This window comes from Enterobacter sp. SA187, assembly GCF_001888805.2.
Classification (GTDB): Bacteria; Pseudomonadota; Gammaproteobacteria; order Enterobacterales; family Enterobacteriaceae; genus Enterobacter_D.
On record NZ_CP019113.1, the window covers coordinates 1,281,732 to 1,307,641 of the forward strand.

Consider the following 25,910-nt stretch of genomic DNA (forward strand, 5'->3'; position numbering starts at 1 on the left):
AGAACCCCGCCACCGGCGGGGTTCTGGTTTTAGCACAGCGGGTTATTTGAGCTTAATCATCTCTTCTGTAATGGTGAATTTCTTCAGTACAGTCACTTCACCTTTTACATCTTCCACCAGGGTAATGACATCGCCCACTTTTGGTGCGTAGTAGTAATGCAGCGTGACGATAGTGTCGTTGCCGCTGACGCGTTTACTGCCGTAGTACACCGAACCATTCTGGGTATGACCCATGTATTTATCGCCTTCACCTGCATTGTGGAAAGCGACAAATTTACGGCTCTTCTGCGCGGCGGTAGTGAGGTTGATTTCAACGCTACGCTGGCTTGCCGTGGTGACAGCTTCAAAAGAGTGTACGCCGTCAGCCAGCTCGTCAGAGACGCTGGTGAAAGGCGCGAATACCTTACTGTAAGCGTACTCGGGTGCCTGCGATGGCGTCATGCCGCTATGTTCCGGAGAAACCTGACCCGGTACGCCTGGCTTGTCGCGCGCCATTGACCAGATACCAATCATACCGAGCTTACGGTCAGTAGCATCCTTCATGACTTTTTGGGCATCCGACAGATAGAACACTTCGCCCTGCACGTCGTTGTAGCCAATCATTGGCGTGGTGCCCATCATGGCGTTGATCTCTTTATCAGATTTCGCCGGCCAGATTTTCTTCAGCTGATTAAACAGGTTGTCGATGGCGGAGGTGGCGCAGGTGCCGTGAATGTTCTGGCCTTCGGTGCCGTCGGACTGACAAATTGAGTTGCCGTAGTCCATGGTCATCACGTTGATGCCTGCCAGTTCCACGCCTGCATCACGCGCATTTTCCAGCACGTAGACACCGTCCGGCGTCAGACCGGTCGGCAGGATCGGCAGGGTATACCAGACGCCGACTTTACGGCCCTCTTTTTTCCATTGATCCTGGGTGGCTTTCACCACACGGTTACGACGCTGGATGGATTCGTGATCGGCGACCCAGGTGCCTTCAATGTCGAAGTCCAGCACGTTGAGGTTCAGGTTATCCACGATGTCGTAATAGTGTTTTTGCAGATCGGCGTCGTTCTTACAGGCTGCCGCCAGCGGGGAGTTGTTCGCGCCGCCAATAGACACCATCACATCGCCGCCTGCTTCACGCAGCGCTTTGATTTTGCTGTACTGGGCGTAGTCCTGCATGCTGTAGGCGGTGCCCCAGGTCGGGATACACTGCTCGCCGCTTTTCGCCACCACAAACGCCATGGTGTAATGGGTAATGTTTTGCTCTTTCGCCAGCTTCGCCAGATCCGGAATGGAATTCAGGGTGAAATCGACATAGGGGGCGTAAACGTGAGCGGGCCACGGATTTTTCGGCGTACCTACACGCTCTTTAGTGCCGGTCCAGTCGGTGTAGATCGCCCAGGGGTTTTCATCAACCGGCGATACGGCTTTCACTTTCGCCTGCGATACATAGGGCTGGCCCTGGAACTGTACCAGCGTACCCGCTTCATAAAGCGCAGTGGCGCTATATTGTGGCGCGGCGCTCAGTTCTGCTTCGCTATATTCGACGGTCGGGCCTAATGGCTTCCATGGACGGCCATTAGTACCGGTCGGGTTCTGGTTAGCGGGATTCGAGGGATTATCTCCCACGGTGTAAAACAGCGCTTCATAGGACTGGCCGTCAAGTTGCGCGACATCGCCTTTGTTATATACCTGAGTAGAACTCCACACCGGAACTGGGGTATATAATTGCCATGGATTATCTTCGCCTGGCGTAAAGGAATATGCCGGAACCGCGCTTTTCGCCTGATAATTCACATCGCCATAGCTGACAATATCGCCCGTGACGTAATTCTTTTCGGCGCTGAATGCGTCGTAATTGACCGGCGTGATACCGCCAGCGTCGCAGGTGGTCGGATTGCCATATTCGTTTATTTCTGCGGGCGTGGCATCGCGGACATAAGTCCATGGATTTTCCCAGTTATCTGCGGATGCATCTTTCGGGCAATTATCAGCGTTAACATACCAGCGGTTGGTATACACTTTACTGTCAAAAATCACTTCAATAGTATCGCCGCCTTCCTGACCGCTCCATGCTTCCAGCGCAAAGGCGTTTCCGGCGCAGGCCAATAGACCTGCCGCGATAAAATATCGCGTCATCATATTCAATTTCATCGTTCACTATTCCATCAGTTATTGAAAAAACTACGGCGGCATTTTTATGCAGGCATAAATATATTTCAAGAGAATAACGTTTTAACTTAAACTAAATATATATATTGGCGGGATAATATTTATCTAATTTATAATTAGAGGCGGGTTTTACGGATTATCCGTAGATTTATAAGTAAAGGACTCATTATTTGCTGCAAAAAAAAGCGGACCCATGGTCCGCTAAATAGTTCACGTTGGCTTTAGTATTTTCAAAACGAGGCGAGTGGCTTCAAGGGATTTTTGAGATGCCGCCTCGTTTCTGTTGCTAATTATTGTACAGAGTGCTTGATAGGGATAATCGTTCATTGCTATTCTATCTATCGCCATGGACTATCATGGCGTCGGAGGATGAAGAATGAATATTCGCGATCTTGAATACCTGGTTGCGTTAGCTGAACACCGCCACTTTCGCCGCGCGGCAGATGCCTGCCATGTCAGCCAGCCTACGCTGAGCGGCCAGATCCGTAAACTGGAAGATGAGCTTGGCGTCATGCTTCTGGAGCGCACCAGCCGCAAAGTACTCTTTACCCAGTCCGGTCTGCTGCTGGTGGATCAGGCGCGCACTGTGCTGCGTGAGGTAAAAGTGCTTAAAGAGATGGCCAGCCAGCAGGGCGAAACCATGTCCGGCCCGCTGCATATCGGCCTGATCCCGACCGTGGGGCCGTATCTGCTGCCGCAGATTATCCCGCTGTTGCACCAGACCTTCCCGAAACTGGAAATGTATCTGCACGAAGCCCAGACGCATCAGCTGCTGACGCAACTGGACAGCGGTAAGCTTGATTGCGCGATCCTGGCGCTGGTAAAAGAGAGTGAAGCCTTTATTGAAGTGCCGCTCTTTGACGAGCCGATGATGCTGGCGATCTATGAGGATCACCCGTGGGCGAACCGCGATCGCGTACCGATGGGCGATCTCGCAGGCGAAAAACTGCTGATGCTGGAAGACGGGCACTGCCTGCGCGATCAGGCGATGGGCTTTTGCTTCGAAGCCGGGGCCGACGAAGATACGCACTTCCGTGCCACCAGTCTGGAAACGCTGCGTAATATGGTGGCGGCGGGAAGTGGTATTACGTTGCTGCCTGCGCTCTCTGTACCGCCAGAGCGCAAGCGCGACGGCGTCATCTATCTGCCGTGCATTAAGCCGGAACCGCGTCGTACCATTGGCCTGGTCTACCGCCCTGGCTCACCGCTGCGCAGCCGCTATGAGCAACTGGCAGAGGCCATCCGTACCACTATGGATGGCCACTTTGACCGCCTGTTAAAACAGGCGGTTTAAGCCGTTCAGCGCCGCTACCCGATAGGCTTCCGCCATGGTCGGGTAGTTAAAGGTGGTGTTAACAAAGTACTCAATAGTGTTACCGCCACCTTTCTGCTCCATGATCGCCTGGCCGATGTGAATAATTTCGGCGGCGCGTTCGCCAAAGCAGTGGATCCCCAGAATTTCTTTGGTCTCGCGGTGGAACAGAATTTTCAGCGTGCCGACGCTCATGCCGACGATCTGCGCGCGCGCCAGGTGTTTAAACTGCGCACGCCCCACTTCGTAAGGCACTTTCATGGCGGTGAGCTGCTGTTCGGTTTTCCCGACCGAGCTGATCTCCGGAATGGTGTAGATGCCGGTAGGAATGTCTTCCACCAGATGCGCGCTGGCTTCGCCTTTTACCATCGCCTGCGCGGCGATACGGCCCTGATCGTAAGCGGCAGACGCCAGGCTCGGGTAGCCAATCACATCGCCGACGGCATACACGTGCGGCAGCGCCGTCTGGTACATGCTGTTCACTTTCAGCAGGCCACGTCCATCCGCCTGTAAACCGATGTTTTCCAGCGCCAGCGAGTCCACGTTACCGGTGCGGCCGTTCGCGTAGAGCAGGCAATCCGCTTTAAGCTTTTTGCCGGATTTAAGGTGCATAATCACCCCATCATCCGTGCCTTCGATGCGCTCGTATTCTTCATTGTGGCGAATAACCACGCCGTTATTCCAGAAGTGATAGGAGAGGGCATCTGACATCTCCTGATCGAGGAACGCCAGCAGACGATCACGGGTGTTGATCAGATCAACTTTGACCTCCATTCCCCGGAAGATCGACGCGTATTCGCAGCCGATTACCCCGGCGCCATAGATGATCACATGGCGCGGTTCATGCTGAAGGCTGAGGATCGAGTCGCTGTCGTACACGCGTGGATGCGCAAAATCGACGTCTGCCGGATGGTACGGGCGCGAGCCGCAGGCAATGACGAATTTTTCGGCGGTCAGCGTTTCCACTGTGCCGTCCGGGCACTCCAGCGCCAGCGTATGATCGTCGACAAAATGCGCGTTGCCCTGCAGGATCTCGCAATGATTGCGTTCATAGAAGCCCTGACGCATGCGGGTCTGCTGGTTAATCACGCTGTCGGCATGATTGAGGATGTCGGCAAAGGAGGAACGAAGAAGGCGGGAATGGTCGCTGTACAGCGGGTTCTGGTTGAATTCAATGATACGGCTGACGGCATGGCGAAGCGCCTTGGAAGGGATGGTGCCCCAGTGCGTACAGCCGCCGCCCACGTTGTGGTAGCGTTCGATAACCGCGACCCGTGCTCCCTGTTTAACCAGACCCATTGCCGCGCCTTCGCCGCCTGGGCCGGAGCCTATCACTATTGCATCGTAATCCCAGGAATGTGACATGGTATTACTCACCTGTTTTTATACACAAAATAAACACAATGATAACATTTGCCCCGCTTTAACCCAATTATCGTTGTGCTTTTTTGCGAAGCCAAAGCACAAACTGCCCGTAAACAATCATTCACAAAGCAATGTAAACCGATTAGTTTTATTGTCTGGTATAGTGCCATCGGGCCTTTGGAAGGATTCAGACATCGTGATGGGCGTTAGAGCGCAACAAAAAGAACGCACCCGGCGTTCGCTGGTAGAAGCGGCATTTAGTCAATTAAGCGCTGAGCGTAGTTTTGCCAGCCTCAGCCTGCGCGAAGTGGCGCGCGAGGCGGGTATTGCGCCGACCTCTTTTTATCGCCATTTCCGCGATGTGGATGAACTCGGCCTGACCATGGTGGATGAAAGCGGGCTGATGCTGCGCCAGCTGATGCGCCAGGCGCGTCAGCGTATCGCCAAAGGCGGCAGCGTGATCCGCACGTCGGTGTCCACCTTTATGGAATTTATCGGCAATAACCCTAATGCTTTTCGTCTACTGCTGCGGGAACGCTCCGGCACGTCGGCGGCGTTTCGTGCCGCGGTGGCGCGTGAAATTCAGCACTTTATTGCGGAACTTGCCGATTATCTCGAACTCGAAAACCATATGCCGCGGGCGTTCACCGAAGCGCAGGCCGAAGCGATGGTCACTATCGTCTTTAACGCAGGCGCTGAAGCATTAGATATTGGCGTGGAACAACGTCGGCAATTAGAAGAGCGACTGGTTTTACAGCTGCGGATGATTTCCAAAGGCGCGTATTACTGGTATCGCCGTGAACAAGAGAAAATTTCGCAACAACCCGATGAGTGAAGGATGAGTAATGAAACAGACAGTTCAAGATAAAGGTACATTGCTGCTGGCGCTGATCGCTGGCCTGTCCATCAATGGCACCTTTACCGCCATTTTCAGTTCTGTTGTGCCGTTTTCCATCTTCCCGATTATTGCGCTGGTGCTGACGGTGTACTGTCTGCATCAGCGTTATCAGAACCGTACCATGCCGGTGGGTTTACCCGGTCTGGCGGCGGCGTGTTTCATCCTTGGCGTGCTGCTTTACAGCGCCGTGGTGCGCGCAGAGTATCCGGCTATCGGCTCTAACTTCGTGCCTGCGGTGCTCTCCGTGGCGCTGGTATTCTGGATCGGTTATCGCCTGCGTAACCGCAGGCATGAACTGCCGGAATAAGCCGCTTACTTACGGGTCAACAGTACGCCGCACTCCATATGGTGCGTGTACGGGAACTGATCGAACAGGGCCAGACGTTCAATATTGTGCGTCTGGCTCAGCGTCTCCAGGTTCCTGCATAAGGTTTCCGGGTTACAGGAAATGTACAGAATACGCGGGTACGCCTGCACCATCTTCTCGGTTTCGCTGTCCAGCCCGCTACGCGGAGGATCAACGAAAATCGTCTCGCACTGATAGCTTTTCAGATCGATCCCCTGCAGCCGGTTAAATTCCCGCACGCCGTTCATCGCCTGGGTAAACTCTTCTGCCGCCATGCGGATAATCTGCACATTATCAATGTGGTTAGCGGCAATATTGTATTGTGCTGCCGCCACTGACGGCTTGGCGATTTCCGTCGCCAGTACCCGATCGAAGTTGCGCGCCAGCGCCAGCGAGAAGTTGCCGTTTCCGCAGTACAGCTCCAGCAAATCCCCCGTCGAATTTTTTGTGGCGTTCAGCGCCCATTCCAGCATCTGAATGTTCATGGCCGCGTTAGGCTGCGTGAAGCTGTTCTCTACCTGACGATAGATCATCTCTTTGCCGGCGACCGGCAGTCGCTCGTCGATATAATCCTGATCCAGCGCGATTTTGGTTTTCGTGGCGCGACCAATAATGTGCACGTTCAGGTTCTGCGCCCGCAGCGCATCGCGCAGGGCTTCGGCCTGTTCGCGCCAGGCATCATCCAGCTTCTTATGGTACAGCAGCGATACCACGGCCTGATTGCTGAGGGTGGTGAGGTAATCGATCTGGAACAGCTTATGACGCAAAACCGGGGAGTGGCGTACGCCCTCCATCATGGCGCGCATCAGCTGGTTAATCAGCTCGCTGGCCGCCGGGAAGCTGTCGACGCGAATACGGTTTTTCGTCTGCTGGTCGAAGATGATGTGATACAGGTCGTCACCGTCATGCCAGATGCGGAATTCGGCACGCATACGGTAATGGCTGACCGGGGAACGGAACACCTCCGGAACCGGCGCGGCAAAAGGCGTCATCATACTTTGCAGTCGGACGACTTTTTCGGCCAGTTGCGCGTCGTACTGTTCTGTTGGGAGGTGTTCTGGGGTCATGGTGCGTCCTGAGTAAGATTGAATTACGCGGGGATTGTAGGGATTGTGTGCGTATTGTCCAGCCCTGCGGTTTTCGGATTTCTTAATTAGCAGTCTGGACATCTATATGTAACTAAATGTAGCATCCGCTTTCCGGTCTCCTGAGTTAAAAGGGAATCCAGTGCAAATCTGGAGCTGACGCGCAGCGGTAAGAAGTTAAGGGTGATAGCGAAAGCAGACACTGCCGTAAGGTGGGAAGTCATCATCTGTTGTACTTTCGAGCCCGAAGACCTGCCGGTTAACGTCGCATTTGGTTCACATCATCGCGTGCTATCGATGGGGCCTGCGGCATCCTTCTTATATTGTGGATGCTTTAACAATGATTAAAAAAACTTCGCTGCTGACGGCGCTCTCCGTCACGGCATTTTCTGGCTGGGCGCAGGATAGCAACCCGGACAACGTTGTCGTCACCGCAAATCGTTTTCAGCAGCCCGTTGGCACGGTACTGGCACCTACGGATGTTGTGACCCGTGAAGAGATTGACCGCTGGCAGGCAAAAACCCTCAATGATGTGATGCGTCGTTTACCGGGCGTGGATATTGCGCAGAACGGCGGGATGAAACAAAACTCCACGCTGTACGTTCGCGGTACCGAAGGGCGACAGGTGCTGGTGCTGGTGGATGGTATCCCGATGGGGCGACCAGGCATCACCAATAATCCCGATCTCAACCAAATCCCGGTGTCCCTGGTGCAGCGTATCGAATACATTCGCGGTCCGCGTTCGGCGATTTATGGTTCCGGCGCGATGGGCGGCGTGATTAACGTCATTACCCGAAGCGATGAAGAACAGTCGAAAATTACCGCCAGCGTAGGCTCGAAAGGCTATCAGCAGTACGATGGCGCGCTGCGTCAGCGTTTCGGCGATACCCTGGCGACGCTGGCAGGTTCTTACGAAAGCACCCGTGGCTTTAATGTGCAGCCTGGCTCCAGCTGGGATCACGACAATGACCGCGACGGCTACCACAACAAAACGTTCTGGGGCAGCGTCGAGCATAAGTTTAACGACAACTTCAATGGCTTCTTCCGTGGCCATAGCTATGCCAATAACGTCGATTACGATCTTGGCAGCCCGCCGTTCATGCCAGCTTACAGCGCCGATGAAAATCAGCTTTATAACCAGACCTGGGATACCGGTCTGGAATATCACTCCGGCATTTACTCTTCGCAGCTCATTGCCAGCTATCAGAAAATCAAAGATTACAACTACAGCAGCATTTATGGCCGTTATCAGGACGGCTCTTCGCTGGACCGTCTGGAGCAGCGTAATCTGCAATGGGGTAATAACCTTATCGTCGGCCATGGCTCGGTGAGCGGCGGCGTCGACTGGCAGCAGCAACGCCTGACGTCTTCCGATACCGCAACGTCAGATACCTATAAGCGCGATGATACCGGTCTGTATCTTACCGGGCAGCAGCAGTTTGGCGACGTGACGCTGGAAGCCTCTGGTCGTGAAGATCATGATGAGCAATTTGGCTGGCACGGTACCTGGCAGACCGCCGCAGGCTGGGAGTTTGTTGAGGATTACCGCTTAACCCTTTCCTACGGTACAGGGTTCCTTGCGCCGTCGCTGGGGCAGCAGTTCGGCTCAACCCGTTTCGGTATTGATTCCAACCCGAATCTGAAGCCGGAAGAGTCAAAACAGTGGGAGGCGGGGCTTGAAGGTCTGACCGGGCCGCTGGACTGGCGCCTGTCGGCCTATCGCTACGAAATCAGCAATCTGATCACCTACTATTCCGATCCGGTGACCTTTGCCGGCGCGTACGACAATATTAACTCTGCCACCATTAAAGGCGTGGAATGGACGGGGAGTTTCGATACCGGCATTTTCAACCATCGCGTGACGCTGCAATATGTCGATCCGCGTAATGATGAAAACGATGAAGTGCTGGCGCGCCGTTCCCGGCAGCAGGCGAAGTATCAGCTCGACTGGACGATGTTTGACGTAGGTATGGACGTTTCCTGGCAATATTTTGGCAAGCGTTATGACAACAATACCTCGGAGTACAATAACGTGCAGCAAAGGCTGCCGAGTTACAGCACCGTGGATGTCACAGCGTCATATCCTGTCACCTCTCATCTTACAGTTCGTGGTAAAATAGCTAACCTGTTCGATAAAGATTACGAGACAGCTTATGGCTACCAAACTGCAGGACGAGAATACAACTTGTCTGGCAGCTACACCTTCTGACCTCAAACCTACCGTGCTGGTGTTTGACTCCGGCGTCGGTGGGTTATCGGTCTATGATGAGATCCGGCAACTGCTGCCGGATCTGCATTACATTTATGCCTTCGATAATGTGGCTTTCCCTTACGGGGAAAAAAGCGAAGCCTTTATCGTGGAGCGGGTGCTGAACATTGTCACTGCTGTTCAGGCGCGCTATCCCCTGGCAATGGCCATCATTGCCTGCAACACCGCCAGCACCGTTTCCCTTCCTGCTCTGCGCGAAAAATTCCAGTTCCCGGTTGTGGGAGTGGTTCCCGCCATCAAACCTGCGGCGCGACTGACGGCTAACGGCATCGTCGGCTTACTGGCAACGCGCGGCACGGTAAAGCGTCCTTATACGCATGAACTCATCCAGCGTTTCGCGAATGAATGCCATATCGAAATGCTGGGTTCATCAGAGCTGGTTGAGCTGGCGGAAGCCAAGCTGCACGGTAAACCTGTTCCGCTTGAAAACCTGAAGCGCATTCTGCGCCCGTGGCTGCGGATGCCGGAACCGCCGGATACCGTGGTGTTAGGCTGTACGCATTTCCCCCTGCTGCGCGAGGAGCTGCTACAGGTTTTACCTGACGGCACCCGGCTGGTGGATTCCGGTGCGGCCATTGCGCGTCGCACGGTATGGCTATTAGAGCATGACGCGCCTGATGCGAAATCGGCGGATGAAAATATCGCGTTCTGTATGGAGGCCACGCCTGAAGCCGTACAATTACTGCCCGTTTTGCAGCGCTATGGCTTCAAAATGCTCGAAAAACTGGCGGTTCAGGACGTTTTTGAGCAAAAAAGAGACGGTTGATAAATTTTTTGAATTTAGGGGTTGTCAGCCCGGAATAACTCCCTATAATGCGCCACCACTGACACGGAACAACGGCTTACAGGCCACCGGGTCAGAAGGTCTTCTTCCGGGAATGACCGGCAGAGAAAAGCAAAATAATCGCTTGACTCTGAATGAGGAAAACGTATTATACGGGACCTCGCGACACAGCGCCAAAGCGCGTCGCAACTGCTCTTTAACAATTTATCAGACAATCTGTGTGGGCACTCAAGGACATGGATTCTTAAACGTCTTCGGACGCTAAATGAATACCAAGTCTCTGGAGTGAACATACGTAATTCATTACGAAGTTTAATTCACGAGCATCAAACTTAAATTGAAGAGTTTGATCATGGCTCAGATTGAACGCTGGCGGCAGGCCTAACACATGCAAGTCGAGCGGTAGCACAGAGAGCTTGCTCTCGGGTGACGAGCGGCGGACGGGTGAGTAATGTCTGGGAAACTGCCTGATGGAGGGGGATAACTACTGGAAACGGTAGCTAATACCGCATAACGTCGCAAGACCAAAGAGGGGGACCTTCGGGCCTCTTGCCATCAGATGTGCCCAGATGGGATTAGCTAGTAGGTGGGGTAACGGCTCACCTAGGCGACGATCCCTAGCTGGTCTGAGAGGATGACCAGCCACACTGGAACTGAGACACGGTCCAGACTCCTACGGGAGGCAGCAGTGGGGAATATTGCACAATGGGCGCAAGCCTGATGCAGCCATGCCGCGTGTATGAAGAAGGCCTTCGGGTTGTAAAGTACTTTCAGCGGGGAGGAAGGTGTTGTGGTTAATAACCACAGCAATTGACGTTACCCGCAGAAGAAGCACCGGCTAACTCCGTGCCAGCAGCCGCGGTAATACGGAGGGTGCAAGCGTTAATCGGAATTACTGGGCGTAAAGCGCACGCAGGCGGTCTGTCAAGTCGGATGTGAAATCCCCGGGCTCAACCTGGGAACTGCATCCGAAACTGGCAGGCTTGAGTCTTGTAGAGGGGGGTAGAATTCCAGGTGTAGCGGTGAAATGCGTAGAGATCTGGAGGAATACCGGTGGCGAAGGCGGCCCCCTGGACAAAGACTGACGCTCAGGTGCGAAAGCGTGGGGAGCAAACAGGATTAGATACCCTGGTAGTCCACGCTGTAAACGATGTCGACTTGGAGGTTGTGCCCTTGAGGCGTGGCTTCCGGAGCTAACGCGTTAAGTCGACCGCCTGGGGAGTACGGCCGCAAGGTTAAAACTCAAATGAATTGACGGGGGCCCGCACAAGCGGTGGAGCATGTGGTTTAATTCGATGCAACGCGAAGAACCTTACCTACTCTTGACATCCAGAGAACTTAGCAGAGATGCTTTGGTGCCTTCGGGAACTCTGAGACAGGTGCTGCATGGCTGTCGTCAGCTCGTGTTGTGAAATGTTGGGTTAAGTCCCGCAACGAGCGCAACCCTTATCCTTTGTTGCCAGCGGTCCGGCCGGGAACTCAAAGGAGACTGCCAGTGATAAACTGGAGGAAGGTGGGGATGACGTCAAGTCATCATGGCCCTTACGAGTAGGGCTACACACGTGCTACAATGGCATATACAAAGAGAAGCGACCTCGCGAGAGCAAGCGGACCTCATAAAGTATGTCGTAGTCCGGATCGGAGTCTGCAACTCGACTCCGTGAAGTCGGAATCGCTAGTAATCGTGGATCAGAATGCCACGGTGAATACGTTCCCGGGCCTTGTACACACCGCCCGTCACACCATGGGAGTGGGTTGCAAAAGAAGTAGGTAGCTTAACCTTCGGGAGGGCGCTTACCACTTTGTGATTCATGACTGGGGTGAAGTCGTAACAAGGTAACCGTAGGGGAACCTGCGGTTGGATCACCTCCTTACCTGAAAGAACCTGCCTTGCAGTGTCCACACAGATTGTCTGATGAAAAATGAGCAGTAAAACCTCTACAGGCTTGTAGCTCAGGTGGTTAGAGCGCACCCCTGATAAGGGTGAGGTCGGTGGTTCAAGTCCACTCAGGCCTACCAAATTCGCTCCGTACTTTGTGGTGGCAAAGTTCGCATACATGAGTATGCTTAAACTTAACCACGCCTCGATCGGAAACGAATTAGGGTTGAGGTTTGACTACATCTGTATGGGGCTATAGCTCAGCTGGGAGAGCGCCTGCCTTGCACGCAGGAGGTCTGCGGTTCGATCCCGCATAGCTCCACCATACTCTGCTCAACAAGAAAACTTCAGAGTGTACCTGAAAAGGTGCGCTGCGAAGTTTTGCTCTTTAAAAATCTGGATCAAGCTGAAAATTGAAACGACACGCTGTTTCTTTTCTCCGTAATAAGAAAAGAAAAATGGCGTGTTCGAGTCTCTCAAATTTTCGCAATCAGAAGTGAAACATCTTCGGGTTGTGAGGTTAAGCGACTAAGCGTACACGGTGGATGCCCTGGCAGTCAGAGGCGATGAAGGGCGTGCTAATCTGCGATAAGCGCCGGTAAGGTGATATGAACCGTTATAACCGGCGATACCCGAATGGGGAAACCCAGTGCAATCCGTTGCACTATCATGTCATGAATACATAGTGGCATGAGGCGAACCGGGGGAACTGAAACATCTAAGTACCCCGAGGAAAAGAAATCAACCGAGATTCCCCCAGTAGCGGCGAGCGAACGGGGAGGAGCCCAGAACCTGAATCAGCATGTGTGTTAGTGGAAGCGTCTGGAAAGTCGCAGGGTACAGGGTGATACTCCCGTACACAAAAATGCACATGTTGTGAGTTCGAAGAGTAGGGCGGGACACGTGGTATCCTGTCTGAATATGGGGGGACCATCCTCCAAGGCTAAATACTCCTGACTGACCGATAGTGAACCAGTACCGTGAGGGAAAGGCGAAAAGAACCCCGGCGAGGGGAGTGAAACAGAACCTGAAACCGTGTACGTACAAGCAGTGGGAGCCTCTTTATGGGGTGACTGCGTACCTTTTGTATAATGGGTCAGCGACTTATATTCTGTAGCAAGGTTAACCGTATAGGGGAGCCGAAGGGAAACCGAGTCTTAACTGGGCGTTAAGTTGCAGGGTATAGACCCGAAACCCGGTGATCTAGCCATGGGCAGGTTGAAGGTTGGGTAACACTAACTGGAGGACCGAACCGACTAATGTTGAAAAATTAGCGGATGACTTGTGGCTGGGGGTGAAAGGCCAATCAAACCGGGAGATAGCTGGTTCTCCCCGAAAGCTATTTAGGTAGCGCCTCGTGAATTCATCTTCGGGGGTAGAGCACTGTTTCGGCTAGGGGGTCATCCCGACTTACCAACCCGATGCAAACTGCGAATACCGAAGAATGTTATCACGGGAGACACACGGCGGGTGCTAACGTCCGTCGTGAAGAGGGAAACAACCCAGACCGCCAGCTAAGGTCCCAAAGTCATGGTTAAGTGGGAAACGATGTGGGAAGGCACAGACAGCCAGGATGTTGGCTTAGAAGCAGCCATCATTTAAAGAAAGCGTAATAGCTCACTGGTCGAGTCGGCCTGCGCGGAAGATGTAACGGGGCTAAACCATGCACCGAAGCTGCGGCAGCGACACTATGTGTTGTTGGGTAGGGGAGCGTTCTGTAAGCCGTTGAAGGTGGACTGTGAGGTCTGCTGGAGGTATCAGAAGTGCGAATGCTGACATAAGTAACGATAAAGCGGGTGAAAAACCCGCTCGCCGGAAGACCAAGGGTTCCTGTCCAACGTTAATCGGGGCAGGGTGAGTCGACCCCTAAGGCGAGGCCGAAAGGCGTAGTCGATGGGAAACAGGTTAATATTCCTGTACTCGGTGTTACTGCGAAGGGGGGACGGAGAAGGCTATGTTGGCCGGGCGACGGTTGTCCCGGTTTAAGCGTGTAGGTGTGTGTTCCAGGTAAATCCGGTTCACTTTAACACTGAGGCGTGACGACGAGGCACTACGGTGCTGAAGTGACAAATGCCCTGCTTCCAGGAAAAGCCTCTAAGCATCAGGTAACACAGAATCGTACCCCAAACCGACACAGGTGGTCAGGTAGAGAATACCAAGGCGCTTGAGAGAACTCGGGTGAAGGAACTAGGCAAAATGGTGCCGTAACTTCGGGAGAAGGCACGCTGGTGCGTAGGTGAAGCGACTTGCTCGCGGAGCTGAAACCAGTCGAAGATACCAGCTGGCTGCAACTGTTTATTAAAAACACAGCACTGTGCAAACACGAAAGTGGACGTATACGGTGTGACGCCTGCCCGGTGCCGGAAGGTTAATTGATGGGGTTAGCGGCAACGCGAAGCTCTTGATCGAAGCCCCGGTAAACGGCGGCCGTAACTATAACGGTCCTAAGGTAGCGAAATTCCTTGTCGGGTAAGTTCCGACCTGCACGAATGGCGTAATGATGGCCAGGCTGTCTCCACCCGAGACTCAGTGAAATTGAAATCGCTGTGAAGATGCAGTGTACCCGCGGCAAGACGGAAAGACCCCGTGAACCTTTACTATAGCTTGACACTGAACACTGGTCCTTGATGTGTAGGATAGGTGGGAGGCTTTGAAGCGTGGACGCCAGTCTGCGTGGAGCCATCCTTGAAATACCACCCTTTAATGGCTGGTGTTCTAACGTGGACCCGTAATCCGGGTTGCGGACAGTGTCTGGTGGGTAGTTTGACTGGGGCGGTCTCCTCCTAAAGCGTAACGGAGGAGCACGAAGGTTAGCTAATCCTGGTCGGACATCAGGAGGTTAGTGCAATGGCATAAGCTAGCTTGACTGCGAGCGTGACGGCGCGAGCAGGTGCGAAAGCAGGTCATAGTGATCCGGTGGTTCTGAATGGAAGGGCCATCGCTCAACGGATAAAAGGTACTCCGGGGATAACAGGCTGATACCGCCCAAGAGTTCATATCGACGGCGGTGTTTGGCACCTCGATGTCGGCTCATCACATCCTGGGGCTGAAGTAGGTCCCAAGGGTATGGCTGTTCGCCATTTAAAGTGGTACGCGAGCTGGGTTTAGAACGTCGTGAGACAGTTCGGTCCCTATCTGCCGTGGGCGCTGGAGAATTGAGGGGGGCTGCTCCTAGTACGAGAGGACCGGAGTGGACGCATCACTGGTGTTCGGGTTGTCATGCCAATGGCATTGCCCGGTAGCTAAATGCGGAAGAGATAAGTGCTGAAAGCATCTAAGCACGAAACTTGCCCCGAGATGAGTTCTCCCTGACCCTTTAAGGGTCCTGAAGGAACGTTGAAGACGACGACGTTGATAGGCCGGGTGTGTAAGCGCAGCGATGCGTTGAGCTAACCGGTACTAATGAACCGTGAGGCTTAACCTTACAACGCCGAAGATGTTTTGGCGTGATTTGAGAGATTTTCAGCTGATACAGATTAATGTTTAATGCCGCAGGGCGTTAGACAGACAGAATTTGCCTGGCGGCACTAGCGCGGCGGTCCCACCTGACCCCATGCCGAACTCAGAAGTGAAACGCCGTAGCGCCGATGGTAGTGTGGGGTCTCCCCATGCGAGAGTAGGGAACTGCCAGGCATCAAATTAAGCAGTAAACCGGGGTGACAACCGGTGGTTGTAAAGAAATTCGGTGGAGCGGTAGTTCAGTCGGTTAGAATACCTGCCTGTCACGCAGGGGGTCGCGGGTTCGAGTCCCGTCCGTTCCGCCACCCTAATTAGGGGCGTAGTTCAATTGGTAGAGCACCGGTCTCCAAAACCGGGTGTTGGGAGTTCGAGTCTCTCCGCCCCTGCCAGAAAATTATCCTTTGCTTCGGCAAAGGATTTTTTTTGTCTGCAATTTATCCCATCTTTGATTTTTTCCCTGCTGACGATAAAAACATGGCGTCCCTGCGCATGTTTTCTTACTCCAGTACGTTGATTTTAAGCAGATCCTTGATATGACTCTGCTTATCGCTGTTCTGTAACCAGATGGCATACAGCGGTCGTGAAAGCGTCAGACTATCAGTGACGGTATGCAGATCCGCCTTGTTATTTGCCCACGACACCGGCAGCCAGGTGTATCCCTCAAGCGCGGCCAGTTGCTGACGGGCGATCTCAGCGGAGCTGGTCGTTAACAGCGGAATATCATCGCTGTTAATAAGCCCTGCCTCATGCTGCTGAAAATCAGGCCCCCATTCCAGGCGCAGATAATTCAGGCTGGATTTCGTCTTACCTGCCGCTGCACAGTAGAGCGCAAGCGTGAAGTGCCCCAGCAACTGACTGCTGAATTCATCCATCTTGGGCGCTTCTGTGGTGATGAGCAGATCCAGTTGTCTTTCGTGTAACTGTTTCACCAGCGACTGCCGTTGCGCGATCCGCGCTTCAAACTGCAAATTCTTCTGTGACTGATACAGGCGGCTTAACCAGCCGTTGAGCATACACTCCCATAACGACGCACTGGCGCCGATGGACAGCTCATTGTGACGTGAGGTATGCGCTACCTCCTTGCGTGCCGCCTGCCACGTACTCATTAACGTTTCTGCATAAGGCAACAGCTTTTCCCCGGCTGGCGTCAGCCGTATGTTGTTGCGATGACGGGTGAAAAGATTCACACCGAGCTGGTTCTCTAACTGACGGATCCGAAAACTGACCGCCGATTGCGTCAAGTACAGCGCTTCCGCAGCGCGACCAAAGTGTCGAGTCCTGCTGACTTCCAGGAAAGTTTTTAACAATTCCGTATCCACAGCTTTCTCCACAAATTTATTTGTCGTTATGATTTAAATGTTTTGTTTTACACTCTGTCAAGCGTAACTAATACTCCGCGCCATAAATAGCTCGGCCAAAGAATTAGGAGCGTGCAGGATGGCGGAAAGCTTTACGACGACGAATCGTTTTTTCGACAATAAATACTATCCACGTGGGTTCTCGCGTCATGGTGACTTCACCATCAAAGAAGCCCAGTTGCTGGAGCGCCACGGATACGCCTTCAATGAACTGGATCTCGGCAAGCGTGAGCCTGCAACTGAAGAAGAAGTTCAGTTTGTTGCCGTATGCCGCGGTCAGCGCGAGCCGGTAACGGAAGCAGAACGTGTCTGGAGTAAATACATGACACGTATTAAGCGTCCTAAGCGTTTCCATACGCTCTCCGGCGGTAAACCGCAGGTTGAAGGCACAGAAGACTACACTGAGTCTGAAGATTAAAGAAAAGGGGCGTAAAGCCCCTTTTTTATTTCTATCGCTAACCCAGCATCTTTTGTAAATGGATAAGTAACCGGTCAATGGCGCGATAGCTTAGCGCTTCCTGTAAATGCCGCCGCTGAATACTTTTCTGCTCCTCAAGATCCGCGAGCGTACGCGCTACCTTTAACAGGCGCTGCCATGCCCGTACCGACAGCCCCAGCAGCGTAAGCGTCTCTTCCAGCCAGTGCGCATCCCCGGCGCTCAACTGGCAATATTCCCGCATTTCACCACTTTCCAGGCGGCTGTTCAGCTTCTGCTGGCGAGCGTACTGACGTTCACGCGCGCTCACCACTCTGGCACGCACGCTTTCGCTGCGTTCGCCCTGACCGCTTGCCTGGCTCAGCACGCCGGGCGGCGGTAGCGGGATCTCCAGCGACAGGTCAAAACGATCAAGAAAAGGCCCCGACAATTTGCCCAAATAACGCAGCGTCTGCTCCGGCGTTGAGCGGTTATGGTTCCCCTGATAATGACCGGTCGGGCTGGGATTCATCGCAGCTATGAGTTGAAAGCTGGCGGGATAGGTCACTTTGGCCCGCGTGCGCGAAATATGAATCTGACCGGATTCAACCGGCTCCCGCAGTGCATCCAGTACCCGGCGCTCAAACTCCGGTAATTCATCGAGAAATAAAATGCCGTTATGAGCAAGCGAGATCTCGCCCGGAGCAGGGATCGTCCCGCCGCCCACCATCGCTGTTAATGACGCGCTGTGATGGGGGGAGCGGAAAGGCCTGCGCCGCCAGTGTTTTTTAAGGACCGCAGCATTGACCAGGCTCAGAATAGCCGCGCTTTCCAGGGCTTCTTGATTATTGAGCGGCGGCAGGATCCCGGTAAGGCGGCTGGCGAGCATGGTTTTGCCTGTACCAGGCGGGCCAATCAGCAGCAAATTATGACCGCCCGCAGCTGTCACTTCCAGCGCACGCTTCCCCTGATCCTGACCGATGACGTCGCTGAGATCGCTCTCTGTCGGGAATTCGTCATTAATGGTCTGTTCAGGATGGCGGAGAGTAGTTTTCCCTTCCAGAAAAGCACAAACCTCCAGTAAATGTCCGGCAACCAGGCAATCTGATGAGCCGAGTAAGCTCACTTCAGCTTCGTTATCAGCAGCGACAATAATCTTCCTGCCCGCTTTGATAGCCTCCATCGCGGCGGAAATTGCGCCGGGAACGCCACGCAGCGCGCCTGTAAGCGCCAGTTCTCCTACAAACTCATACTGGCTCAGCATAGCGGTCGTAAGCTGCTCAGAAGCCGCCAGAAGCGCGACAGCGATAGGTAAATCATATCGTCCGCCTTCCTTGGGCAGATCGGCGGGCGCAAGGTTAATAGTGATCTTCCGTGCGGGGAACTGATAACCACTGTTAATGATTGCGCTGCGTACCCGATCGCGCGCCTCCTTCACCGTGGTTTCCGGCAGCCCCACCATCGTCAGGCCGGGAAGCCCATTGCTGAGATGCACTTCCACCGTAATCAGCGGTGCCGTCACCCCTAATGCTGCGCGTGTGTAGATAACTGACAATGACATGATCCCTCCTTGAGAGGTGATTATGTCCGGAGCAATTTGTTGCGGCACCTGGCAAAACCGTATCCTGCGCGGCGCATTCAGCACATTTTTATTCGTTACCGTTTTTGCACTTTCACGCTGGAACGCGCCTCGCATATATCGCTATGCGAGCCAGAAGGGAAGATGATGACGCGACAAATTGAATTATTCTCACATGATGATTTCGCTATATAAAACAATGGCTTTTTTTAAAATCTTCGGCAGGCTGAAAAATTAGCATATAAATAAATCTTGTCTTTTACGCGCTGTCTGTGATAACTCTTTAGGTATTCCTTCGAACAAGAAGCCAGAAAGTATATAAAATGACAGCCCTTCTACGAGTGATTAGCCTGGTCGTGATTAGCGTGGTGGTGATTATTATCCCACCGTGCGGGGCTGCACTTGGACGAGGAAAGGCTTAGAAATCAAGCCTTAACGAACTAAGACCCCCGCACCGAAAGGTCCGGGGGTTTTTTTATGACTTTAAAACATCCACGAGGAGCAAAGAATGAGTAGTAGCATAAAATTCTGTTCCTCACGATTTACGACGGGGAAGTAACTATGAATGGAGCACAGTGGGTAGTACATGCTTTGCGGGCACAAGGAGTTGAAACCGTCTTCGGTTATCCGGGTGGCGCAATTATGCCGGTTTACGATGCATTGTATGACGGCGGCGTGGAACACCTGTTGTGCCGTCACGAGCAGGGCGCGGCGATGGCGGCCATCGGTTACGCGCGCGCCACCGGTAAAACCGGCGTCTGTATCGCCACCTCCGGCCCTGGCGCGACTAATCTGATCACCGGCCTCGCCGATGCCTTACTCGATTCCGTTCCCGTTGTCGCCATCACCGGCCAGGTTGCTGCCCCGTTTATTGGTACCGATGCGTTTCAGGAAGTGGATGTGATTGGCTTATCGCTGGCCTGCACCAAACACAGCTTTCTGGTGCAGTCGCTGGATGAGCTGCCGCGCGTAATGGCAGAAGCTTTCCAGGTTGCCAGCTCGGGTCGCCCCGGCCCGGTATTGATCGACATCCCCAAAGACATCCAGCTGGCCTCCGGTCATCTTGAGCCGCATTTCTCTACCGTTGAAGCAGAAGAAACCTTCCCGCAGGACGACGTGGAGCAGGCGCGGCAGATGCTGGCGCAGGCAAAAAAACCAATGCTCTACGTCGGCGGTGGCGTGGGTATGGCGCAGGCGGTTCCCGCGCTGCGTGACTTTGCTACGGCTACTCAAATTCCGGTTGCCTGCACGCTGAAAGGCCTGGGCGCGGTTGAGGCGGATTATCCGTGGTATCTCGGCATGCTGGGAATGCACGGCACCAAAGCGGCGAACCTGGCGGTGCAGGAGTGCGATCTGCTGATCGCCGTGGGCGCGCGCTTTGATGATCGCGTGACCGGCAAGCTGAACACCTTTGCCCCACACGCCAGCGTCATTCATATGGACATCGATCCGGCGGAAATGAACAAGCTGCGTCAGGCGCATGTTGCCCTGCAGGGGGATTTAACCGCCTTGCTGAACGCCTTACAGCAGCCCCTGAATATCACCGAATGGCGTGAGTACACCGCTGATCTGCGCCGCGAACACGCCTGGCGTTACGACCATCCTGGCGAGGCGATTTACGCGCCGCTGCTGTTAAAGCAGTTGTCCGATCGTAAGCCAAAAGAGAGCGTGGTGACCACGGATGTAGGCCAGCACCAGATGTGGTCTGCGCAACATATGACCTACAGCCGCCCGGAGAACTTTATTACCTCCAGCGGGCTGGGAACCATGGGCTTTGGCCTGCCGGCGGCGGTCGGGGCGCAAATCGCCCGTCCGGATGATACGGTGATCTGTATCTCCGGTGACGGCTCCTTCATGATGAATGTTCAGGAGCTGGGCACCGTAAAACGCAAACAGTTGCCGCTGAAGATTGTCTTACTCGATAACCAGCGCTTAGGCATGGTTCGCCAGTGGCAGCAGCTGTTTTTCCAGGAGCGTTACAGCGAAACCACTCTGACCGATAACCCCGATTTCCTCATGCTGGCCCGCGCCTTTGGCATCCCCGGCCAGCACATCACCCGTAAAGACCAGGTTGAAGCGGCGATCGACACCCTGCTCGCAAGCGAAGGGCCTTATCTGCTTCATGTCTCAATCGACGAACTGGAAAACGTCTGGCCTCTGGTGCCGCCCGGCGCCAGTAACTCACAAATGCTGGAGAAATTATCATGATGCAACATCAACTTGCCGTGCAGGCCCGCTTTAATCCGGAAACATTAGAGCGCGTTTTACGCGTAGTGCGTCATCGTGGCTTCCAGATTTGTGCGATGAACATGGAAACCGCCGCCGATCCGCAGAACATAAATATTGAATTGACCGTTGCCAGCCCGAGGTCTGTCGAATTACTGTTTAGCCAGCTAAGCAAACTGGTGGACGTAGCTCGCGTCGAGCTCCAGCAACGTACAACGACATCACAACAAATAAGCGCCTGAGCGCAATAGGAAAGAAAATGACGACGAAAAAAGCTGATTACATTTGGTCCAATGGCGAGATGATTCGTTGGGAGGACGCGAAGGTTCACGTCATGTCCCACGCGTTGCACTACGGTACTTCCGTCTTCGAAGGCATCCGTTGCTACGACTCGCACAAAGGGCCAGTGGTGTTCCGCCATCGTGAACACATGCAGCGTCTGCGTGATTCAGCCAAAATTTATCGTTTCCCGGTCTCTCAAAGCGTTGATGAACTGATGGAAGCCTGCCGCGCGGTGATCCGCAAAAACAACCTGACCAGCGCCTATATCCGTCCGCTGGTCTTTGTTGGCGATGTCGGCATGGGCGTTAACCCGCCGGAAGGGTACAGCACCGATGTGATCATCGCGGCCTTCCCGTGGGGCGCATACCTTGGCGCAGAAGCGCTGGAGCAGGGCATTGACGCGATGGTCTCTTCCTGGAACCGCGTAGCGCCGAACACCATCCCGACTGCGGCAAAAGCTGGTGGTAACTATCTTTCTTCCCTGCTGGTGGGCAGCGAAGCCCGTCGTCACGGTTATCAGGAAGGGATCGCGCTGGATGTGAACGGCTATATCTCCGAAGGCGCTGGCGAAAACCTGTTTGAAGTGAAGGATGGCATTCTGTTTACCCCGCCATTCACCTCTTCCGCGCTGCCGGGCATTACCCGCGATGCGATCATCAAACTGGCGCTGGATCTGGGTATCGAAGTGCGCGAGCAGGTGCTGTCCCGCGAATCCCTCTACCTGGCTGACGAAGTGTTTATGTCCGGCACCGCCGCCGAGATCACGCCAGTACGCAGCGTCGACAAAATCCAGGTGGGCGAAGGCCGTCGCGGTCCGGTCACCACCCGTATTCAGCAAGCATTCTTTGGCCTCTTTACCGGTGAAACCGAAGATAAATGGGGCTGGCTGGATCAAGTTAATTCATAAGCATAATGACAGGGCGGCACGTACCGCCCTGAATACCTGACAGACGGGAGTAAATAAAGCATGCCTAAGTACCGTTCCGCCACCACCACCCATGGCCGTAATATGGCCGGCGCCCGCGCATTATGGCGCGCGACCGGCATGACCGACGACGATTTCGGCAAGCCGATTATTGCCGTGGTCAACTCGTTTACGCAGTTCGTGCCGGGCCACGTTCATCTGCGCGACCTGGGTAAACTGGTCGCAGAGCAGATTGAGGCCTCAGGCGGCGTCGCCAAAGAGTTCAATACCATCGCGGTAGATGATGGTATCGCCATGGGGCACGGGGGCATGCTTTATTCACTGCCATCACGTGAACTGATCGCCGACTCCGTGGAATATATGGTCAACGCCCACTGCGCCGACGCCATGGTCTGTATTTCCAACTGCGACAAAATCACCCCCGGCATGCTGATGGCGGCATTACGTCTGAACATTCCGGTGATTTTTGTTTCCGGCGGCCCGATGGAAGCCGGTAAAACCAAACTCTCCAATCAGATCATCAAACTGGATCTGGTGGATGCCATGATCCAGGGCGCAGACCCGAAAGTTTCCGACGAGCAGAGCGAGCAGGTCGAGCGCTCCGCCTGTCCGACCTGCGGCTCCTGTTCCGGCATGTTTACCGCCAACTCCATGAACTGCCTGACCGAAGCGCTCGGTCTGTCGCAGCCGGGTAACGGTTCCCTGCTGGCGACCCATGCCGATCGCGAACAGCTGTTCCTCAACGCCGGTAAACGCATTGTTGAACTGACCAAACGCTATTATGAGCAGGACGATGAAACCGCGCTGCCGCGCAATATCGCCAGCAAAGCCGCGTTCGAAAACGCCATGACGCTGGATATCGCTATGGGCGGCTCTACCAATACCGTTCTGCACCTGCTGGCGGCGGCGCAGGAAGCGGAAATTGACTTCACCATGACCGACATCGACAAACTGTCGCGTCATGTTCCGCAGCTGTGCAAGGTTGCCCCCAGCACGCAGAAATATCATATGGAAGACGTCCACCGTGCAGGCGGGGTGATCGGTATTCTGGGCGAGCTGGATCGCGCCGGGCTGATGCAGCGCGACGTGAAAAACGTCCTCGGTCTGACGCTGGCGCAAACCATTGAGCAGTACGACGTGATGGTCACCCAGGACGACTCGGTGAAAGAGATGTTCCGCGCCGGTCCGGCAGGCATCCGCACCACCAAAGCCTTCTCGCAGAATTGCCGCTGGGATACGCTGGATAACGATCGCGCCAACGGCTGCATTCGTTCTATTGAACACGCCTACAGCCTGGAAGGTGGCCTGGCGGTGCTGTACGGCAACTTCGCGGAAAACGGCTGTATCGTGAAAACCGCAGGGGTGGACGACAGCAACCTGACCTTTACCGGCCCGGCCAAAGTCTACGAAAGCCAGGACGATGCGGTAGAAGCTATTCTTGGCGGTAAAGTGGTGGCGGGTGATGTGGTCGTGATCCGCTACGAAGGGCCGAAAGGCGGGCCGGGTATGCAGGAAATGCTCTATCCGACCAGCTTCCTGAAATCCATGGGTCTGGGCAAAGCCTGCGCGCTGCTCACCGATGGCCGTTTCTCCGGCGGCACCTCCGGTCTTTCCATCGGCCACGTCTCCCCGGAAGCGGCCAGCGGCGGCAATATTGCGCTGATCGAAGATGGCGACATCATCGCCATTGATATTCCGAACCGTGGGATCCAGTTGCAGGTGAGCGATCAGGAACTGGCGGCCCGTCGTGAAGCACAGGAAGCGCGCGGTGCTGCTGCCTGGACGCCAAAAGCCCGTGAGCGTCAGGTTTCTTTCGCGCTGCGTGCCTACGCCAGCCTCGCGACCAGTGCAGATAAAGGCGCAGTGCGCGATAAATCGAAACTGGGAGGCTGATTATGGCCGAAGCCCAACCGCTGTCTGCCGCCCCTGACGGGGCGGAGTATCTCCGGGCGGTGCTGCGCGCACCTGTCTATGAAGCGGCGCAGGTCACGCCGCTGCAAAAAATGGAAAAGCTCTCTTCGCGGCTGGATAACGTCATTCTGGTGAAGCGCGAAGATCGCCAGCCGGTGCACAGCTTCAAGCTGCGCGGCGCATACGCCATGATGGCCGGGCTGACGGAAGCGCAAAAAGCGCAGGGGGTGATCACGGCCTCTGCAGGAAATCACGCTCAGGGCGTGGCCTTTTCGTCTTCGCGTCTCGGTGTGAAAGCGCTGATCGTGATGCCCGTCGCCACCGCCGACATCAAAGTCGACGCGGTACGGGCGTTCGGCGGCGAAGTGTTGCTGCACGGCGCGAATTTTGACGAGGCGAAAGCCCGGGCTATCGAACTGTCACAGCAGCAGGGTTTTACCTGGGTGCCGCCGTTTGATCACCCGATGGTCATCGCCGGTCAGGGCACGCTGGCGCTGGAGCTGCTACAGCAGGACGCGCATATCGACCGCGTCTTTGTGCCGGTCGGCGGCGGCGGGCTGGCGGCGGGTGTGGCGGTGCTGATCAAACAACTGATGCCGCAAATCAAAGTGATTGCCGTTGAAGCGGAAGATTCCGCGTGCCTGAAAGCCGCGCTGGACGCCGGGCATCCGGTTGATTTACCGCGCGTCGGGTTGTTCGCCGAAGGCGTGGCCGTCAAACGTATCGGCGATGAAACCTTCCGCCTGTGTCAGGAATATCTGGATGACATCATCACCGTCGACAGCGATGCCATTTGCGCGGCGATGAAAGATCTGTTCGAAGATGTACGTGCGGTGGCAGAGCCGTCCGGCGCGCTGGCGCTGGCGGGGATGAAAAAATACATCGCGCAGCACCATATTCGCGGTGAACGTCTGGCGCATGTGCTGTCCGGCGCGAACGTCAATTTCCACGGTTTGCGTTACGTTTCCGAACGTTGCGAGCTGGGGGAACAGCGTGAAGCCCTGCTGGCGGTGACCATCCCGGAAACCAAGGGCAGCTTCCTGAAATTCTGCCAGCTGCTGGGCGGACGTGCGGTAACGGAGTTCAACTACCGGTTTGCCGATGCCAAAGATGCCTGTATTTTTGTCGGCGTGCGCTTAAGCCGTGGGCTGGAGGAGCGCAAAGAAATTCTCGCGCTGCTGAATGACGGCGGTTACAGCGTGGTGGATCTGTCTGACGATGAGATGGCGAAACTGCACGTGCGCTATATGGTCGGCGGTCGCCCGTCGAAACCGCTTAAGGAACGGCTTTACAGCTTTGAGTTCCCGGAATCCCCCGGCGCGCTGCTGAAATTCCTGCACACGCTGGGGACGTACTGGAACATCTCGCTGTTCCACTACCGCAGCCACGGCACCGACTATGGCCGCGTGCTGGCGGCCTTTGAGCTGGGCGAGCATGAACCCGATTTCGAAACGCGCCTGAACGAACTGGGTTACGAGTGTCACGACGAAACCCACAACCCGGCGTTTCGGTTTTTCCTCGCGGGCTAATGTGTCGAGGTGCCTGATGGCGCTGCGCTTATCAGGCCTACAGGGGTGTAAAACGGTAAATCGCAGAAAACGTAGGCCGGATAAGGCCCTTGCGCCGCCATCCGGCGAAACCCACGCGCCAGACAGTAAATCGC

Annotated in this window: 17 protein-coding genes, 4 tRNA genes, 3 rRNA genes and 1 riboswitch; of the genes, 19 read left to right on the forward strand and 5 right to left on the reverse strand. The window is 54.7% G+C overall.

Translation table 11 applies throughout. The features are described from left to right. Window positions 1-42: 42 nt before the first annotated feature. Window positions 43-2,136 carry a glycosyl hydrolase family 18 protein gene (locus BMF08_RS06225; RefSeq protein WP_072571311.1) on the reverse strand — a complete coding sequence of 698 codons (2,094 nt, stop codon included), beginning with the start codon at window positions 2,134-2,136 and terminating at the stop codon, window positions 43-45. 394 nt (window positions 2,137-2,530) lie between these two features. Here BMF08_RS06225 and oxyR point away from each other — a divergent pair, with 394 nt between their 5' ends. Next, entirely contained in the window at window positions 2,531-3,448 is a 918-nt protein-coding gene (gene oxyR, locus BMF08_RS06230; protein ID WP_072571310.1) for a DNA-binding transcriptional regulator OxyR, read from the forward strand. Here oxyR and sthA read toward each other — a convergent pair. Further along, entirely contained in the window at window positions 3,431-4,831 is a 1,401-nt protein-coding gene (gene sthA, locus BMF08_RS06235; protein WP_072571309.1) for a Si-specific NAD(P)(+) transhydrogenase, read from the reverse strand. The genes oxyR and sthA overlap by 18 nt on opposite strands. A gap of 199 nt (window positions 4,832-5,030) precedes the next feature. On the opposite strand from sthA, the gene fabR reads away from it, so the two are divergent. Next, window positions 5,031-5,666 carry an HTH-type transcriptional repressor FabR gene (gene fabR, locus BMF08_RS06240; RefSeq protein WP_072571308.1) on the forward strand — a complete coding sequence of 212 codons (636 nt, stop codon included), beginning with the start codon at window positions 5,031-5,033 and terminating at the stop codon, window positions 5,664-5,666. A gap of 10 nt (window positions 5,667-5,676) precedes the next feature. Next, complete coding sequence (locus BMF08_RS06245) at window positions 5,677-6,036, forward strand: YijD family membrane protein (RefSeq protein WP_072571307.1); 360 nt, start codon at window positions 5,677-5,679, stop codon at window positions 6,034-6,036. Between the two features lie 5 nt (window positions 6,037-6,041). Here the strand turns inward: BMF08_RS06245 and trmA are convergent, their stop codons facing one another. Continuing rightward, the gene (gene trmA, locus BMF08_RS06250) at window positions 6,042-7,142 is read right to left on the reverse strand and encodes a tRNA (uridine(54)-C5)-methyltransferase TrmA (RefSeq protein WP_072571306.1); all 1,101 of its coding nucleotides are present in this window, start codon (window positions 7,140-7,142) and stop codon (window positions 6,042-6,044) included. Window positions 7,143-7,258: 116 nt separating this feature from the next. Further along, a riboswitch (cobalamin riboswitch) is annotated at window positions 7,259-7,434 on the forward strand. 66 nt (window positions 7,435-7,500) lie between these two features. On the opposite strand from trmA, the gene btuB reads away from it, so the two are divergent. From btuB to BMF08_RS06295, 9 genes are all read left to right on the forward strand, one after another. Then, window positions 7,501-9,369 carry a TonB-dependent vitamin B12 receptor BtuB gene (gene btuB / locus BMF08_RS06255; RefSeq protein WP_072571305.1) on the forward strand — a complete coding sequence of 623 codons (1,869 nt, stop codon included), beginning with the start codon at window positions 7,501-7,503 and terminating at the stop codon, window positions 9,367-9,369. Beyond that, window positions 9,314-10,195: a glutamate racemase gene (gene murI, locus BMF08_RS06260; protein ID WP_072571304.1), complete on the forward strand. Its 882-nt coding sequence runs from the start codon at window positions 9,314-9,316 to the stop codon at window positions 10,193-10,195. Before btuB ends, murI begins: the two co-directional genes overlap by 56 nt. Window positions 10,196-10,547: 352 nt before the next feature. After that, window positions 10,548-12,087 (forward strand): 16S ribosomal RNA (locus BMF08_RS06265). A gap of 68 nt (window positions 12,088-12,155) precedes the next feature. Continuing rightward, window positions 12,156-12,232: transfer RNA gene (locus BMF08_RS06270), tRNA-Ile, on the forward strand. Window positions 12,233-12,341: 109 nt separating this feature from the next. After that, window positions 12,342-12,417 (forward strand) — tRNA-Ala (locus BMF08_RS06275). 193 nt (window positions 12,418-12,610) lie between these two features. Further along, window positions 12,611-15,516: ribosomal RNA gene (locus BMF08_RS06280) — 23S ribosomal RNA — on the forward strand. Between the two features lie 93 nt (window positions 15,517-15,609). After that, window positions 15,610-15,725, forward strand: a 5S ribosomal RNA gene (gene rrf / locus BMF08_RS06285). Together the 16S, 23S and 5S rRNA genes with 4 tRNA genes alongside form the textbook arrangement of a ribosomal RNA operon. A 54-nt stretch (window positions 15,726-15,779) precedes the next feature. Continuing rightward, window positions 15,780-15,856: transfer RNA gene (locus BMF08_RS06290), tRNA-Asp, on the forward strand. Between the two features lie 8 nt (window positions 15,857-15,864). Beyond that, window positions 15,865-15,940 (forward strand) — tRNA-Trp (locus tag BMF08_RS06295). Window positions 15,941-16,048: 108 nt separating this feature from the next. Here the strand turns inward: BMF08_RS06295 and hdfR are convergent. Then, window positions 16,049-16,882 (reverse strand): HTH-type transcriptional regulator HdfR, encoded by an 834-nt coding sequence (gene hdfR / locus BMF08_RS06300; RefSeq protein ID WP_105310575.1) that lies wholly within the window; start codon window positions 16,880-16,882, stop codon window positions 16,049-16,051. Window positions 16,883-16,988: 106 nt separating this feature from the next. On the opposite strand from hdfR, the gene BMF08_RS06305 reads away from it, so the two are divergent. Beyond that, the gene (locus tag BMF08_RS06305) at window positions 16,989-17,327 is read left to right on the forward strand and encodes a DUF413 domain-containing protein (RefSeq protein WP_072571423.1); all 339 of its coding nucleotides are present in this window, start codon (window positions 16,989-16,991) and stop codon (window positions 17,325-17,327) included. 37 nt (window positions 17,328-17,364) lie between these two features. Here the strand turns inward: BMF08_RS06305 and BMF08_RS06310 are convergent, their stop codons facing one another. Continuing rightward, window positions 17,365-18,885, reverse strand: a complete 1,521-nt coding sequence (locus BMF08_RS06310; protein ID WP_072571424.1) for a YifB family Mg chelatase-like AAA ATPase — start codon at window positions 18,883-18,885, stop codon at window positions 17,365-17,367. Between the two features lie 341 nt (window positions 18,886-19,226). On the opposite strand from BMF08_RS06310, the gene ilvL reads away from it, so the two are divergent. The 6 genes from ilvL (at window position 19,227) to ilvA (ending at window position 25,776) form a co-directional block, all read left to right on the forward strand. Then, entirely contained in the window at window positions 19,227-19,325 is a 99-nt protein-coding gene (gene ilvL, locus BMF08_RS06315; RefSeq protein WP_001311244.1) for an ilv operon leader peptide, read from the forward strand. 139 nt (window positions 19,326-19,464) lie between these two features. After that, entirely contained in the window at window positions 19,465-21,111 is a 1,647-nt protein-coding gene (gene ilvG, locus BMF08_RS06320) for an acetolactate synthase 2 catalytic subunit (RefSeq protein ID WP_072571425.1), read from the forward strand. After that, window positions 21,108-21,371 carry an acetolactate synthase 2 small subunit gene (ilvM, locus tag BMF08_RS06325; RefSeq protein ID WP_072571426.1) on the forward strand — a complete coding sequence of 88 codons (264 nt, stop codon included), beginning with the start codon at window positions 21,108-21,110 and terminating at the stop codon, window positions 21,369-21,371. The genes ilvG and ilvM overlap by 4 nt, the downstream gene beginning before the upstream one ends. Window positions 21,372-21,388: 17 nt before the next feature. Then, window positions 21,389-22,318 (forward strand): branched-chain amino acid transaminase, encoded by a 930-nt coding sequence (locus tag BMF08_RS06330; protein ID WP_072571427.1) that lies wholly within the window; start codon window positions 21,389-21,391, stop codon window positions 22,316-22,318. A 60-nt stretch (window positions 22,319-22,378) separates the two neighbouring features. After that, window positions 22,379-24,229: a dihydroxy-acid dehydratase gene (gene ilvD / locus BMF08_RS06335; RefSeq protein WP_072571428.1), complete on the forward strand. Its 1,851-nt coding sequence runs from the start codon at window positions 22,379-22,381 to the stop codon at window positions 24,227-24,229. A gap of 2 nt (window positions 24,230-24,231) precedes the next feature. Beyond that, the gene (gene ilvA / locus BMF08_RS06340) at window positions 24,232-25,776 is read left to right on the forward strand and encodes a threonine ammonia-lyase, biosynthetic (protein WP_072571429.1); all 1,545 of its coding nucleotides are present in this window, start codon (window positions 24,232-24,234) and stop codon (window positions 25,774-25,776) included. Window positions 25,777-25,910: the final 134 nt, after the last annotated feature.